This is a genomic window from Duganella fentianensis (genome assembly GCF_964031615.1).
Classification (GTDB): Bacteria; Pseudomonadota; Gammaproteobacteria; order Burkholderiales; family Burkholderiaceae_D; genus Rugamonas; species Rugamonas fentianensis_A.
Genome location: NZ_CAXIQN010000022.1, coordinates 14,479 through 28,700, shown reverse-complemented (window position 1 = coordinate 28,700; position 14,222 = coordinate 14,479). Strand labels below are relative to the sequence as shown.

Annotated in this window: 14 protein-coding genes; 5 read left to right on the top strand and 9 right to left on the bottom strand. The window is 60.1% G+C overall.

The window, feature by feature from the left end; translation table 11 throughout:
• Nucleotides 1-279 precede the first annotated feature (279 nt).
• From gatC to ABNT42_RS17225, 4 genes are all read left to right on the top strand, one after another.
• Nucleotides 280-582: an Asp-tRNA(Asn)/Glu-tRNA(Gln) amidotransferase subunit GatC gene (gene gatC / locus ABNT42_RS17240; RefSeq protein ID WP_348699012.1), complete on the top strand. Its 303-nt coding sequence runs from the start codon at nt 280-282 to the stop codon at nt 580-582.
• A gap of 69 nt (nt 583-651) precedes the next feature.
• Nucleotides 652-2,136 (top strand): Asp-tRNA(Asn)/Glu-tRNA(Gln) amidotransferase subunit GatA, encoded by a 1,485-nt coding sequence (gene gatA, locus ABNT42_RS17235; protein ID WP_348699010.1) that lies wholly within the window; start codon nt 652-654, stop codon nt 2,134-2,136.
• 33 nt (nt 2,137-2,169) lie between these two features.
• Nucleotides 2,170-3,630 (top strand): Asp-tRNA(Asn)/Glu-tRNA(Gln) amidotransferase subunit GatB, encoded by a 1,461-nt coding sequence (gene gatB / locus ABNT42_RS17230; RefSeq protein ID WP_348699009.1) that lies wholly within the window; start codon nt 2,170-2,172, stop codon nt 3,628-3,630.
• A gap of 406 nt (nt 3,631-4,036) precedes the next feature.
• Nucleotides 4,037-4,516: a hypothetical protein gene (locus ABNT42_RS17225; RefSeq protein WP_348699008.1), complete on the top strand. Its 480-nt coding sequence runs from the start codon at nt 4,037-4,039 to the stop codon at nt 4,514-4,516.
• A 279-nt stretch (nt 4,517-4,795) separates the two neighbouring features.
• On the opposite strand, the gene ABNT42_RS17220 is transcribed toward ABNT42_RS17225, so the two are convergent.
• Nucleotides 4,796-5,653 (bottom strand): alpha/beta fold hydrolase, encoded by an 858-nt coding sequence (locus ABNT42_RS17220; protein ID WP_348699006.1) that lies wholly within the window; start codon nt 5,651-5,653, stop codon nt 4,796-4,798.
• 12 nt (nt 5,654-5,665) lie between these two features.
• Nucleotides 5,666-6,331 carry an orotate phosphoribosyltransferase gene (pyrE, locus tag ABNT42_RS17215; protein WP_161041279.1) on the bottom strand — a complete coding sequence of 222 codons (666 nt, stop codon included), beginning with the start codon at nt 6,329-6,331 and terminating at the stop codon, nt 5,666-5,668.
• A 107-nt stretch (nt 6,332-6,438) separates the two neighbouring features.
• On the opposite strand from pyrE, the gene ABNT42_RS17210 reads away from it, so the two are divergent.
• On the top strand, nt 6,439-7,206 hold the full coding sequence (locus ABNT42_RS17210) for an exodeoxyribonuclease III (protein ID WP_348699004.1): 768 nt from the start codon (nt 6,439-6,441) through the stop codon (nt 7,204-7,206).
• A gap of 34 nt (nt 7,207-7,240) precedes the next feature.
• Here the strand turns inward: ABNT42_RS17210 and ABNT42_RS17205 are convergent, their stop codons facing one another.
• From ABNT42_RS17205 to ABNT42_RS17175, 7 genes are all read right to left on the bottom strand, one after another.
• A complete protein-coding gene (locus tag ABNT42_RS17205; RefSeq protein ID WP_348699003.1) occupies nt 7,241-8,128 on the bottom strand; it encodes a pseudouridine synthase in 888 nt (295 codons plus the stop codon).
• On the bottom strand, nt 8,128-9,021 hold the full coding sequence (locus ABNT42_RS17200) for a M48 family metallopeptidase (protein WP_348699001.1): 894 nt from the start codon (nt 9,019-9,021) through the stop codon (nt 8,128-8,130). The genes ABNT42_RS17205 and ABNT42_RS17200 overlap by 1 nt, the downstream gene beginning before the upstream one ends.
• Nucleotides 9,008-10,273, bottom strand: a complete 1,266-nt coding sequence (locus tag ABNT42_RS17195) for an AmpG family muropeptide MFS transporter (protein WP_348698999.1) — start codon at nt 10,271-10,273, stop codon at nt 9,008-9,010. Before ABNT42_RS17195 ends, ABNT42_RS17200 begins: the two co-directional genes overlap by 14 nt.
• Before the next feature lie 5 nt (nt 10,274-10,278).
• Nucleotides 10,279-10,884: a methionine biosynthesis protein MetW gene (metW, locus tag ABNT42_RS17190; RefSeq protein ID WP_348698997.1), complete on the bottom strand. Its 606-nt coding sequence runs from the start codon at nt 10,882-10,884 to the stop codon at nt 10,279-10,281.
• On the bottom strand, nt 10,881-12,041 hold the full coding sequence (locus ABNT42_RS17185; RefSeq protein ID WP_348698994.1) for a homoserine O-acetyltransferase: 1,161 nt from the start codon (nt 12,039-12,041) through the stop codon (nt 10,881-10,883). Before ABNT42_RS17185 ends, metW begins: the two co-directional genes overlap by 4 nt.
• Before the next feature lie 89 nt (nt 12,042-12,130).
• Entirely contained in the window at nt 12,131-13,921 is a 1,791-nt protein-coding gene (ptsP, locus tag ABNT42_RS17180) for a phosphoenolpyruvate--protein phosphotransferase (RefSeq protein WP_348698992.1), read from the bottom strand.
• Nucleotides 13,921-14,190, bottom strand: coding sequence for an HPr family phosphocarrier protein (locus tag ABNT42_RS17175; protein ID WP_155436796.1), 270 nt, complete (start codon nt 14,188-14,190; stop codon nt 13,921-13,923). Before ABNT42_RS17175 ends, ptsP begins: the two co-directional genes overlap by 1 nt.
• Nucleotides 14,191-14,222 lie beyond the last annotated feature (32 nt).

Sequence of the window (14,222 nt, the reverse complement as noted above, 5' to 3'; positions counted from 1 at the left end):
TCCTGTGGCGCCACTAATGTGCGCGTAATCCGTTAGAAAGAAATCCTGTCTTGTAGCGGCGGCAGCAATGATTCAGCGCCGACAACGCATCAACCCGCCATTCTACCTTATAATTTGACTGCGATTTGCCGAATATCCACCCTAAAGTGTATCGGTGAAAGCCGCTGTTTGGGCGGCTGTTCCGTGCTTTTGTCCGTAATTTATCCACCTGCGGACCAGGGCCGCGGATTTTTATCATTAAAATAACACAACCTGCGCGGCTAGACCGCGCCATTTGCCATGTCTCTGACCTTATCCGACGTAACCCGCATTGCCAAACTGGCCCAGCTTGAAATGAACGAGGCGCAATCCGCCACCGCGCTGGAACAACTCAATGGCATTTTCGCGCTGGCCGAGCAGATGCAGGCGGTCGACACCGACGGCGTCGCACCGCTCAGCCACCCGCTGGCCGCGCACATGAATAACATCGCCCTGCGCCTGCGCGAAGACGTGGCCAGCGAGCCGAATCGCCGCGACGACTATCAGGTGGTGGCACCGAAAACCCAGGATGGCCTGTATCTGGTGCCGAAAGTGATCGAGTAAGTGGGTGCGGCCACCTTGGCCGCGCGCTACTCGCCACTCTGTACACACCGATCAACGTTAGAAATCGACATGCATACCAAAACCGTTAAAGAGTTATCCGCTCTGCTGCAAAGCAAAGCCATCACCGCCACCGAACTGGCCACCCAGTTCTTAGACCGTATCGAACAGAGCGATCTGAACGCCTTCCTGCACGTGGACCGCGCCCTGACGCTGGCGCAGGCCGCCGAAGCCGATGCCCGCATCGCCAACGGCACCGCCACCCCGCTGACCGGTGTGCCGATCGCCCACAAGGATATTTTCGTCACGCGCGACTGGCGCTCCACGGCCGGCTCGAAGATGCTGGCCAACTATGTGAGCCCGTTCGACGCCACCGTGGTGGAAAAATTCCGCGCGGCCGGCATGGTCACGCTGGGCAAGCTCAATTGCGACGAATTCGCCATGGGCTCGGCCAATGAAAACTCGGCCTTCGGCGCCGTAAAAAACCCGTGGGACAAGAACGCCGTACCGGGCGGCTCCTCGGGCGGTTCGGCCGCGGCCGTGGCAGCCCGTCTGGCACCGGCCGTGACGGGCACCGACACGGGCGGTTCGATCCGCCAGCCGGCTGCGTTCTGCGGCATCACCGGTATCAAGCCGACCTATGGCCGCGTATCGCGCTTCGGCATGATCGCGTTTGCTTCCTCGCTCGATCAGGGCGGCCCGATGGCACAGACGGCAGAAGACTGTGCGCTGCTGCTGAACGCCATGGCCGGCTTCGACGAACGTGATTCGACTTCGCTGGCGCCGGAACTGGGCGGCGTGGACGAAGACTTTACGCGTGAACTGGGCCAGCCGCTGACGGGCCTGCGCATCGGCGTACCGAAAGAATACTTCGGCGCAGGTCTGGCTGCTGACGTGGAACAGGCCGTGCGCGCCGCACTGGCACAGTACGAAAAGCTGGGCGCCACGCTGGTCGACATTTCGCTGCCGAATACGGCGCTGTCGATTCCGGCCTACTACATGATTGCACCGGCCGAAGCGTCGTCCAATCTGTCGCGTTTCGACGGTGTGCGCTACGGCCACCGCGCAGCCGACTACAAGGATCTGGCCGATATGTACCGCAAGACCCGCGCCGAAGGTTTCGGTGCCGAAGTCAAGCGCCGCATCATGGTGGGCACCTATGTGCTGTGCCACGGCTACTACGATGCCTACTACCTGAAAGCACAGAAAATCCGCCGCCTGATCGCGCAGGATTTCGAAGCCGTGCTGAATGGCCCGAACGCCGTGTGCGACGTCATCATGGGACCAGTGGCACCGACCGTGGCATGGGATCTGGGCGACAAATCGGATGATCCGGTGGCCGCCTATCTGGCCGACATCTTCACCCTGTCGACCAGTCTGGCCGGTCTGCCCGGCATGTCCATCCCTTGCGGTTTCGGTCAGGGCGAGAAAAACGCCAACCGTCCCGTGGGTCTGCAGATCATCGGCAAACACTTTGGCGAAGCCAAGCTGCTCAACGTCGCCCACCAGTACCAGCTGGCGACTGACTGGCACAAGCGCGCGCCAGCCGGCATCTAAGCAAACAACGACACACAATACAGCGAGAAGAATATGGAATGGGAAGTCGTCATCGGTCTTGAGAACCACGTGCAGCTCACGACCGAATCTAAAATTTTCAGCGGTTCGCCGATCAAGTTCGGCGCCGAAGCCAACACCCAGGCCAGCCCGGTGGATCTGGCTCTGCCCGGCGTTCTGCCGGTGATGAACAAGCAGGCGGTGGATCGTGCGATCCGCTTCGGTCTGGCCGTGGGCGCCAAGGTGGCGCCGCAATCGGTGTTCGCCCGTAAGAACTACTTCTATCCGGACCTGCCTAAGGGCTACCAGATCAGCCAGTTCGAAGACCCTGTGGTGATCGGCGGCGCGCTGACCTTCGGCTACGAGAAGGATGGCGAATTCGTCACCAAGACCGTCAACCTGACCCGCGCCCACCTGGAAGAAGACGCCGGCAAATCGCTGCATGAAGACTACGCCGGCATGAGCGGCATCGACCTGAACCGCGCCGGTACGCCGCTGCTGGAAATCGTCTCGGAACCGGAAATCCGCAGCGCAGCGGAAGCCGTGGCCTACGCCAAGGCACTGCACTCGCTGGTGATGTGGCTGGGCGTTTGCGACGGCAATATGCAGGAAGGTTCGTTCCGCTGCGACGTCAACGTGTCCGTGCGTCCGAAGGGCCAGAAGGAATTCGGCACCCGCTGCGAGATCAAGAACCTGAACTCGTTCCGCTTCATCGAGGAAGCCGTGCACGTGGAAGTGCGGCGCCAGATCGAGCTGATCGAAGACGGCGGCAAGGTGGTGCAGGCGACCCGTCTGTACGATCCGGATCGCAAGGAAACCCGCGAAATGCGCAGCAAGGAAGACGCGCAGGATTACCGCTACTTCCCTGACCCGGACCTGCCACCGCTGATTATTTCCGATGCGTGGATCGAGCAAGTCAAAGCTTCGATGCCGGAACTGCCAGCGGCTATGCGCGCCCGCTTCATCAGCGAATACGCGCTGCCGGAATACGATGCGCTGATCCTGACGGCCTCCAAAGCCATGGCGACCTACTTCGTCGCCGTAGTGGAAAGCGCCGGCAAGGAAAACGCTAAAGCTGCCGCTAACTGGCTGATGGGCGATGTGTCGTCCACCCTGAACCGCGAAGGCGTGGATATCGCGGACGCACCCGTCTCGCCAGCCCAGCTGGCTCTGATGATCAAGCGTATCGCTGACGGCACCATCAACAACAAGACCGCCAAGGAACTGTTCGGCGATATGTGGGCGGCCAAATCGGCCAACGACAATCTGGTCGATGAGCTGATCGAGTCGAAAGGTCTGAAACAGATCTCCGACACGGGCGCGCTGGAAGCCATCGTCAACGAGGTGATCGCCAACAATGCGAAATCGGTCGAGCAGTACCGCGCCGGCAAGGAAGCGGCCATCAATGCGCTGATCGGTCAGGCCATGAAAGCTTCGCGCGGCAAAGCCAATCCGGCCCAGCTAACGGAACTGCTGAAAGCCAAGCTGGCCGGCTAAGCTGGTACACAGCAAGCGCCAGACCCGATAGGGCAAAATCAGGGACGCCGCACATATGGCGTCCCTTTTTTTCGTCCATACTACCCGCACGTCCAGTCAGAATTGCAGGATATGCCGTGGGGTACACGCGATATGACGGTACATGATCCGTTCGGCAACCGGCTTACCTTCACCAGCGCCATCAGCACCTGATACGCTAGCCGCATGAGGCAAGACCACCTGTGCCGGGATTGCCAAACAAAACTACAGTCTAATTCAGTCTAATTAGGTCTGTTTGAGTCTAATCCGATCTAGAACTGGGAAGTTGCGGTCTAAATCGGTCTAGAAATTTCCTCAAAAAGTCTAAAACGAACTAGTTTTTGATTCGTCTGTCCAACTTTTAGACACTTACCGGGAGGACAGGGATATGACTTATGTGGCGAAACAGGCTATCTATCTGCCTTACGATATCTATCTCGATCTCGAACTGCATCTGCTGGTAACGCGGCCTGACATCCAGCCGGAGGCTTTTATTCAGGAACTGCTGCATCGCTGGCTGACACTGGATAAGGAACGGCTTGTTGCCCGTAAGAACGGGCAAGCGCTGCATGGATTTCAGTGGAAAAATGTCTTTCTGCCTGCCGGCACCCAGCTGCGTACTAGCCATCGCAATAAGGTGGAATTTGCCATCGTAGTCGGCGAGCAAATCATTGCCGAAGATGGACAATCGCTGACGCCATCCCAGTTCACCAACCGGCAAGCCAGCGCACGCAATGCATGGCGCTTTGTATGGCTGCGACTGCCTGGCGATGACTACTGGGTCCGCGCCGATCAATACCGCTCACGCCTCGAACTAAACCAGCAACAGCGCTTGATGACTAAGGAGGCGCTAGCGGGAACAGTCTAAAAATTTCCGAGAAGAGTCTAAAAAGGTCTAAAGAAATGTAATAAAGCGCGATTTTAGTCTCAAATCTCGGAAACTCTACTACTTCTGGACTGATTTAGACCGGAACCGCCCGTTTTAGACCGAAATAGACAAAATTAAAGAAAGAGAATACCCGCCCCGCCTACCACTGCCCTCCAACTCGCCTACTGACTGACTCGTCTGCATGCGTGCCTGCCTACCAGTCTGATCTGCTTGCTGTTCTTGCTCGCTCAGCATGCATGTGTCACCTGACGCTTTAAATCAGGCAGGCAGCGCCATCCACTGCAGAATATCGGCGAAGATCTGCTCGCGATTGAGTTCGTTGAAGTTCTCGTGGAAATTCTCGGGATAGCGCTGATAGGTCAGCAGCGCTGGCGGCACCAGCTTCAGCATGGCCTCGCCCGCGTCGGCATCGGCCAGTTGATCAGCGCCAGCGACAACGGCAAACAGCCGGTGCGACCATGCCGGCATCCGTGCTGCCAGCCCTTGCTGGGCGTGGGTCAGCGCATTCCCGAAGCGCACCGTGATTTCCGTCGCGCGGATGCCATCGCGTTCATCGGCATGATGGCGTGCCGTGATCGTGCTGTCATGCGTGAGCATATCGGTCAGCGATGCCAGCGGCACTTTCATGCGTGGTACCAGCGCGCCCAGCACACCGGACAGCGCCAGCAGCACCGGCGACACCTTGATGGCATTCACGTAGTACGGCGACGACAGAATAAAGCCCTTGATAGCAGCATCGCCAGCGAAGTGGCCCAGCCCCAGATGGGTCGCAATCAGCGCCCCCATCGAATGGCCCATCACATAGATCGGCACAGCGGGATAGCTCTGCTTCACCCACTGCAGGAACTGCACACTATCGTCGAGGAAGACGTGAAAGCCGGGGATATCCACGCGGCGCGCATCCTGATGGCCGCACAAATCATAGGCCACGGTAGCAATGCCATGCTGGCGGAAGTACAGCGCTGGCGTGACATAGTCACCGCCATGCGCCATGCCGCCGTGTATGGCCAGTATCACCGCGCGCGGCGCCGAATCTTCCGGCTCCCAGATATGGATACGGCGCTCACCCTGCGCGCAACGGAAACTGGCTAGCCGGTCTTCGGAAAAACGCATCATGGCGGGCGCGGCTCAGGCGACGCCGTAGCGGGTACGGTAGGCTGCCACCGCATCCTTGTATTGCAGCAGTTGCGGATCAGCGCCAGCGCCATTCAGATAGCTGAACAGGTCATCCAGATTACCGATCGAAATCACGGGAATGTTGTAGGTATTGGCCACTTCCTGCACTGCCGAATTAGGCGACAGCTCGCCATCCTTGCCCGAACGTTCCATACGGTCCAGCGCAATCAGTACGGCGCATGGTTCGGCGCCGGCAGCGCGGATCATGTCGACCGACTCGCGCACCGAAGTACCGGCCGAAATCACGTCGTCGATGATCACCACTTTACCCTGCAGCTTAGCGCCGACGATGGTACCGCCTTCGCCGTGGTCCTTGGCTTCCTTGCGGTTAAACGCGAAGGAAGTATTACGGCCTTTGCCTGCCAGCGCCACAGCGGTGGCCGAAGCCAGCGTAATGCCTTTGTAGGCAGGGCCGAACAGCATATCGAATTCCACGCCCGAATCGAGCAGCGTCTGGGCGTAGAACTGCGCCAGCTGGGCCAGCGTGGCGCCGTCATGGAACAGGCCCGCGTTGAAGAAGTAAGGCGACTGGCGGCCGGCCTTGGTGGTGAATTCGCCGAAGCGCAGAACGCCGGTTTTGACGGAGAACGCGATAAAGTCCTGACGTAAGTTATTCATGCTGCCTCATTTCTGCCTAATTGTGATGATGCCCGTATTTTAACGCTACACTATCGCATTCCGAAAAAATGTCGCATTTATGCGCGTCTCACTGCACTGAACTGACTATGCCGAAAATTATCTCTGCCAATCTGAATGGCATCCGCTCCGCCGCCAGCAAAGGCTTTTTCACCTGGATGGCCGAACAGGACGCCGATTTCGTCTGCGTACAGGAACTCAAGGCGCAAGCGCCTGACATGCAGCCGGAGTTCCTCAATCCGCAGGGCTATCACGGCCACTTCCACTATGCCGAGAAAAAAGGCTATTCCGGTACGGGCGTGTACAGCAAGGTAGCACCGGACCGCGTGGTGATCGGTTTCGGCGCACCGGAGTTCGATGCCGAAGGCCGCTACGTGCGTTGCGATTTCGGCAATCTGACGGTGATCTCGGTCTACTGCCCATCCGGCTCCTCGGGTCCGGAGCGGCAGGAAGCCAAGTTCCGCTTCATGGATCTGTTCCTGCCCCACCTGCAAACGCTGCACGCAGAAGGCCGCGAAGTGGTGATCTGCGGCGACTGGAACATCGCCCACAAAGAGATCGACCTGAAGAACTGGAAGGGCAACAAGAAGAATTCCGGCTTCCTGCCGGAGGAACGTGCCTGGATGACGCGCATCTTCGACGAGGTGGGCTTTGTCGACGTGCACCGCGGTCTGGACCCGCGCGAAGAACAGTACACGTGGTGGAGTAACCGCGGTCAGGCCTGGGCCAAAAACGTAGGCTGGCGTATCGACTATCAGGTGGCCACGCCCGGCATCGCCGCTACCGCCACCACGGTCGCCATCTACAAAGAGCAGCGCTTCTCCGACCACGCGCCGCTGACCATCACCTACGCCTGAAGGCCCGGCTTGGTCGCCGCACCGCCGTGCCGCCTCACAAGGCGCGGCGGCTGAAAAACTCGCGCCGCTGGCCCGTCAGCGGATCATCGAAAGCGATGCGGCGCGCCAGCAGTTTCAGGGGCGCCGACACATCGTCCTGCTTGCACGGGAGCGCAACGGGATAGAACGCATCATTGATAATCGGGATGCCCAGCGCCGCCAGATGCACGCGCAACTGGTGCTGGCGCCCCGTGTGCGGCAGCAAACGATACAGCGTGCAGTCGGCACGCTGTTCGATCACATCGATCACCGTCTCCGAATTTGGCTCACCCTCGACTTGTTTCATCGTGAAGAATTTATCGCCTTCCACCATGCGGCTGCGGTAGGTAAAGGGGAAGCTGCGCCCATGCAGATGGGCTGCCAGCGCCTCGTACTCCTTCTCGATCACGCGCTGCTGGAATAGCGACTGATAGGCGCCACGGCTTTCCTGCCGGCGCGAGAAGATCACCACCCCGGCTGTTTCGCGGTCGAGCCGGTGGATAGGCGTGAGTTCCTCTTCATTGAACTGCTTTTTCAGCCGCACCAGCAGCGTCTCGTGCAGAAAGCGGCCGGACGGTATCATGGGCAGGAAGTGCGGCTTGTCCACCACCAGCAGATGCGGGTCCATGAACAGCACTTCTTCCTTGAACGGTATCGGCGTTTCCGCTGCCAGCTCGCGGTAGTAGAAAATCCGCATGCCACGCCGGAACGCGCTGTCCGGCGCCAGTACCCTGCCTTCGCCATCGACCACTTCACCACGCGCCATGCGGTCGCGCCAGCTGGCTTCGGCCACATCGGGAAAACGCGCCAGCAGAAAGGTCAGCAAGTCTGGCCACTGCCCTTCCGGCAGCCATAGATAGCTGGGCGCGACGCCGTCGCGCATGGGCAGTGGGGCTGCAGCCATCAGGATTTAGGCAGCGCCAGCGAGCGGTAAGGCGGCAGATTATTCGGATCCAGACCACGTGCACGAGCGAACACCGGCAGCACCAGATACATATTCTTGTCCATGTCGTCGATACGCTTGCTGCCACTTGGGTGGGTCGACAGGAAAGGCAAAGGCTGGCTCTTGTTCACGGCACCCATCTTCTGCCACAGGGCGATACCGGCACGGGGATCGAAGCCGGCACGGGCGGCCAGATCGAGGCCGACCAGATCGGCTTCGCTTTCATCATCGCGCGAGAAGCTCAGCGCCGCGCCCTGGGCCACGGCACCAGCAGCCGCATCACCCAAGCGCGGATCGACCCCGAAATAGGCCGAACCGATGGCACCGAATATGCGCGCACCAACCGACGTGATGGCATTCTTGCCCGCCTGTTCGCGCGCATGTTCGCGCAGCGCATGGGCGATCTCATGTCCCATCACCATCGCCACTTCATCATCGGTCAGATTCAGCTTGGTCAGAATGCCGTTGTAGAAAGCGATACGACCACCGGGCATGCAGAACGCATTCACGGTGGGCGAATTGAGCAGATTGACTTCCCACTTCCAGTTGGCGGAATCGGGATTCCAGCGCGTGGTGAACGGAATCAGGCGCTGGGCAATGGCGCGCAGGCGGATCAGTTGCGGATTGCGCTCGGTGGCCACGGCATCCTTCTGGTGCGCCTGTGCCAGCATCTGGTCGTACTGCAGCTTGGATTGCTGATCGAACTGGCGCGCATCGCCACCGAGGCCGCGCAGGCGCGACATACGGGTAACGGGGATGCCATCATCCTGCGCCGCCGCCGGCAGGCCGACGCACAGGCTGGCGCACAAGCTGGCCAGCGCCAGCGTGGCTGTCAGAGATTTAGACTTTTTCATCACGAGTGTTCCATGGAGCGATTTTGGGCAACATCATCATGGCAGGAAAGGCCATGATAAAGCACACAATAAAGAACCAGAACCAGCCCGTCTGCGCCACGATATAGCCTACCGAAGAGTTGATAAACGTACGCGGCACAGCAGCCAGACTGGAAAATAATGCGTACTGGGTGGCAGTGTAACGCGGATCGGTAGCACGCGACATAAAGGCCACCAGTGCAGCCGCGCCCAGTCCCAGACTGGCAAACGCCTCGAAGCCGAAAGCAGCACTGAGCAGCCACATATCCGGCCCCACCTTGGCCAGCCAGGCAAAGCCGAGGATGGCCAGCGCCTGCAGCACGCCGAACACCCACAGGGCACGGTTAATGCCCAGCTTAATCATCCAGATGCCGCCCACGGCACCACCGGCCAGCGCAGCCCACCAGCCCGTGGCGTTGGCGGCCAGCCCGATCTGCTTGGTAGTAAAACCGATATCGAGGAAGAACTTGGTGGACAGCGCGGTCGACATGCTGTCGCCGATTTTATACAGCAGCACGAAAGCGATGATCAGCATGGCCTGACGCCAGCCATCGCGCTCGATGAATTCGCGGAACGGCAGCACCACGGCTTCCTGCAGATTCTTCGGTGGCGCGCCATACACGGCCGGCTCGTGCGCCAGCAGCGTGCAGACCAGACCGGGCAGCATGAACGCGGCGACGATCCAGAACACCGCCTGCCACGGCATGCTGTCGGCCAGCACCAGCCCCAGCGCGCTGGGAATCAGACTGGCCGCCTTGTAGGCATTGACGATGATGGCCGCGCCCAGCCCCTGCTCGTTCTCGGCCAGAATTTCGCGCCGGTAGGCATCGATCACCACGTCCTGACTGGCCGACAGGAAGGCGATCAGGAATACCCCGCCCGCAATCAGCGGCAATTGCTGCTGCGGGTCCAGCATGCCGAGCGCACCGATCACGACGAACAGCGCCAGCTGGGTCAGCGCCATCCAGCCACGCCGGCGCCCCAGCGCGCCCAGCGCGTAGCGGTCCATAAAGGGCGCCCAGAGGAACTTGAAGGTATAGGGGAAGGTCACCAGCGCGAACAGCCCCAGCGCCTTTACATCCAGACCGGACTTGGCCAGCCAGGCCTGCATCAGATAGATCAGCGTGTACAGCGGCAGGCCGGAGCTGAAACCGAAGAACAGGATAGCCACCGTGCGGCGGTTGAAATAGGTGCGCCAGTGGCGCGCCGCCCCTGCGGCTTCCTGTGTCGTCATGAGTGTCAGGCCTTTCTACGTAAGCGGAACACGGCCAGATCGCCGCGCAAGTTAGGCAGGAAGTTTACCCGCTCTCCCTCGGCCAACGCCACACATTCCATCACTTCCAGCCCGCACTCCTCGGCCAGATCGCGGAAATCGTTAATCGTCGCGCAGCGCACGTTGGGCGTGTCATACCATTCGTAAGGCAGCGATTCGGACACCGGCATGCGGCCCTTGAGCAGCGCCACACGGTGCGGCCAGTAGGCGAAGTTGGGGAAGGACACGATGGCTTCCTTGCCGACCCGGACGATGTCGCGCAGCAGCGCTTCCACCTGCTTCATCATCTGCAGCGACGACAGACACAGCACCGTATCGAAGCTGTTATCGCCGAACAGCGCCAGCCCCTTCTCCATATCCTGCTGGATCACACGCACACCACGCCGGGTACTTTCCAGTACCTTGTCGTCGGCGATCTCGATGCCGTAGCCGCTGCACTGCTTATCGCTCTGCAGGTACTCCATCATCACGCCATCGCCGCAGCCCACGTCCAGCACATGCGCGCCGGCGGACACCCAGTGAGCGATAAAGGCCAGATCCGGCCGCGCCTTGCTTAAATCGTTAAAGTTCATTTGCCGCCCCCGATCTCGTCCCACACCTGGCCGTAATAAGCCCGCACCATATTCATGTAGCGCGAGTCGTCCAGCAGGAAGGCATCGTGGCCGTGCGGCGCATCGATTTCCGCATAGGTGACCTGACGGCGGTTGCTAATCAGCGCCTGCACGATTTCCTGACTACGCTCGGGCGAGAAACGCCAGTCAGTGGTAAAGGAAGCGAGGAAGAACTTGGCACGGGTCACAGCCAGCGTTTTCGCCAGATCGCCGCCGTGGGCGCGCGCCGGATCGAAGTAGTCGAGCGCCTTGGTAATCAAGAGATAGGTGTTGGCATCGAAGTATTCGCTGAACTTGTCGCCCTGATAGCGCAGATACGACTCGATCTCGAAATCCACCCCGAAGCCGAATTTATAGTCGCCATCGCCGGCGCCATCCGCTTCCGCATCGCGCAGGCGGCGACCGAATTTCTCTGCCATGTCGTCATCCGACAGGTAAGTAATGTGACCCACCATGCGCGCTACGCGCAGACCGTTTTTCGGCACCACGCCATGTTCGTAGAAGTCGCCACCATGGTAATCAGGATCGGACAGAATGGCCTGCCGCGCCACATCATTGAAAGCGATATTCTGCGCCGACAGCTTGGCAGTAGACGCGATCACGATGCAGTGGCGCAGCCGTTCCGGATACATGATGGACCAGGCCAGCGCCTGCATGCCGCCCAGCGAACCGCCCATCACGGCGGCGAACTGGGTAATGCCCAGCGCATCGGCCAGACGCGCCTGCGCCGCCACCCAGTCCTCCACCGTCACCACGGGGAAGGCCGCGCCATAAGGCTTGCCGGTAGCGGGGTTGGTGTGCATAGGCCCCGTCGAACCAAAGCAGGAGCCCAGATTGTTAATTCCGATGACGAAGAATTTATCGGTGTCCAGCGGCTTGCCGGGACCGACCATATTGTCCCACCAGCCCTGACTTTTCGGCTGGCCTTCATACACGCCGGCCACATGGTGCGAAGCGTTGAGCGCGTGGCATACCAGTACCGCGTTCGATTTGTCGGCATTCAGCGTGCCGTAGGTCTCATACATCAGCATGTAGTCGCGCAGCGAAGCACCGCTCTGCAACGGCAGCGGCTGCGCAAAATGCATGGTTTGCGGAGAAACGTATCCTAAGGATGACATTATTTCAGTATTTTTAGGGGGCGGCCCCACGGGCCATCTATCAAGGCGGAACCGCGAGGATGGGTTCCGCCGTCTGGGTAGCCCCTCGGCTACATCAACTGCAATTGTTCGACCGCGTCTGCAATTACGTTGGGTTCCATCGAGCGCATGATCTTGCGGGTTTGCGGCATGATGCGCGCAAGGTCGCTGTTCAGGATTTCCTGCTTGACCGACAGCAGCTGTGCCGGGTGCATCGAAAATTCGCGCAACCCCATGCCGAGCAGCAGACGGGTAAGCTTGATATCGCCCGCCATTTCGCCGCACACCGCCACGTCGATTCCGGCCTTATGCCCTGCTGCGATCGTCATGGAGATTAACTGCAGCACGGCCGGATGGAGGGGATTGTAAAGGTGTGCGACCTCATAATCAACCCGGTCGATGGCCAGCGTGTACTGGATCAGGTCATTGGTACCGATCGACAGGAAGTCCATGCGTTTGACGAACATGGGCAGCGCCAGTGCCGCCGCCGGGATTTCGATCATGGCGCCCACATCGACATTCTCATCGAATTTCTCGCCCCGTTCGCGCAGCGCCGCCTTGGCCTGCTCCACCATGGCCAGCGACTGGTCGATCTCGAACGCATGCGCCAGCATGGGAATCAGTATCCGCACCTTGCCAAACGCCGACGCGCGCAGGATGGCGCGCAACTGGGTCAGGAAAATCTGCGGTTCGGCCAGACAATAACGGATCGCGCGCAAGCCCAGCGCGGGATTGAGCGCCGTCTGCTCGCCCTGATCGAGCGGCTTGTCGGCGCCGATATCGAGGGTACGGATGGTAACAGGGCGGCCCTTCATGGCCACCACGGCGCGCTTGTACTGCTCGAACTGCTCGTCCTCGGACGGAATCCGGCTATCGCGCCCCATGAACAGGAATTCCGAGCGGAACAGCCCGACGCCATTGGCGCCCGCCTCCATCGCCGCCGCACAGTCGTCCGGCAGTTCGATATTGGCCAGCAAGGTGATCTCCGTACCATCCTTGGTGATGGCCGGGGTCTTCTTGAGTTTATTCAGCTTCTTGCGCGCACGCGCTGCCACCGCCTGGCGCTCGCGATACTGCTCCAGCACCAGCGCACTGGGGTTGGCGATCACCACACCGGCATCGCCGTCGATGATCAGCCAGTCGTCCTGCTCGATCAGCGTCGACGCGCCGGCCATGCCCACGGCCGCCGGAATATCCAGACTGCGCGCCACAATCGCCGTGTGCGAGTTCTGCCCGCCCACATCGGTCACGAAACCGATGAAGGAGCGGTCGCGGAACTGCAGCATATCGGCCGGCGAGATATCGTGCGCCACGATGATCATCTGGGCCTGGAAATCATCCTCGCCCGCACTCGGTGCAGGCAGGGTCTGGGCCGTGCCCAGCAACACTTTCAGCACCCGCTCGGCCACCTGCTGGATATCGGCCTTGCGCTCGCGCAGATAGGGGTCTTCGATTTCGTCGAACTGGGCCGACAGCTCATCGATCTGGGTCAGCAGCGCCCATTCGGCGTTGTAGTGGCGGGTACGGATAATGTCCAGCGGCTCTTCCGAGATCATGGGATCGGACAGAATCAGCGCATGCACATCGATGAAGGCGCCCAGCTCGGTGGGGGCATCCTTGGGCAATTCGTTCCACAGCGTCTGTAGCTCCACATGCACCTGCGCCAGCGCTTCCTGCAGGCGCCGTACTTCCGCTTCCAGCAGTTCCTCGGCCACCAGATAATGCTGCACATCGAGTGCGGCTGGCGCCAGCTTGTGGGCGCGACCGATCGCAATCCCGCGCGAGACAGGAATACCGTGCAGAGTGAACGAAGCGACCGGCGCTCCGCTCGGGCTACGTAGGCGGCTGCGTTCGCCCGGCATTACTCGCCTTCGCCGAATTTGTCGTTGACCAGCGCCGTCAGCGCCGTGATGCAATCGCCTTCGTCGGCACCATCGGCTTCCAGCAGCACTTTGGCGCCTTTGCCGGCGGCCAGCATCATCACGCCCATGATGGATTTGGCATTGACGCGGCGCGCATTGCGGGTGAGCCAGACATCGCTCTGATATTTTGCTGCCAGTTGGGTGAATTTAGCGGAAGCACGCGCATGCAAACCAAGCTTGTTGATAATCTCGAGTTCTTGCTGAATCATTTTTGTTTTATCTCAATCAGAAATGCGCCTAA

Excerpts from the sequence above, each read along its gene's own strand:
- gatC (WP_348699012.1), top strand. The coding sequence starts at position 280 with ATGTCTCTGACCTTATCCGACGTAACCCGCATTGCCAAACTGGCCCAG.
- gatA (WP_348699010.1), top strand. The coding sequence starts at position 652 with ATGCATACCAAAACCGTTAAAGAGTTATCCGCTCTGCTGCAAAGCAAA.
- gatB (WP_348699009.1), top strand. The coding sequence starts at position 2,170 with ATGGAATGGGAAGTCGTCATCGGTCTTGAGAACCACGTGCAGCTCACG.
- ABNT42_RS17225 (WP_348699008.1), top strand. The coding sequence starts at position 4,037 with ATGACTTATGTGGCGAAACAGGCTATCTATCTGCCTTACGATATCTAT.
- ABNT42_RS17220 (WP_348699006.1), bottom strand. The coding sequence starts at position 5,653 with ATGATGCGTTTTTCCGAAGACCGGCTAGCCAGTTTCCGTTGCGCGCAG.
- pyrE (WP_161041279.1), bottom strand. The coding sequence starts at position 6,331 with ATGAATAACTTACGTCAGGACTTTATCGCGTTCTCCGTCAAAACCGGC.
- ABNT42_RS17210 (WP_348699004.1), top strand. The coding sequence starts at position 6,439 with ATGCCGAAAATTATCTCTGCCAATCTGAATGGCATCCGCTCCGCCGCC.
- ABNT42_RS17205 (WP_348699003.1), bottom strand. The coding sequence starts at position 8,128 with ATGGCTGCAGCCCCACTGCCCATGCGCGACGGCGTCGCGCCCAGCTAT.
- ABNT42_RS17200 (WP_348699001.1), bottom strand. The coding sequence starts at position 9,021 with ATGAAAAAGTCTAAATCTCTGACAGCCACGCTGGCGCTGGCCAGCTTG.
- ABNT42_RS17195 (WP_348698999.1), bottom strand. The coding sequence starts at position 10,273 with ATGACGACACAGGAAGCCGCAGGGGCGGCGCGCCACTGGCGCACCTAT.
- metW (WP_348698997.1), bottom strand. The coding sequence starts at position 10,884 with ATGAACTTTAACGATTTAAGCAAGGCGCGGCCGGATCTGGCCTTTATC.
- ABNT42_RS17185 (WP_348698994.1), bottom strand. The coding sequence starts at position 12,041 with ATGTCATCCTTAGGATACGTTTCTCCGCAAACCATGCATTTTGCGCAG.
- ptsP (WP_348698992.1), bottom strand. The coding sequence starts at position 13,921 with ATGCCGGGCGAACGCAGCCGCCTACGTAGCCCGAGCGGAGCGCCGGTC.
- ABNT42_RS17175 (WP_155436796.1), bottom strand. The coding sequence starts at position 14,190 with ATGATTCAGCAAGAACTCGAGATTATCAACAAGCTTGGTTTGCATGCG.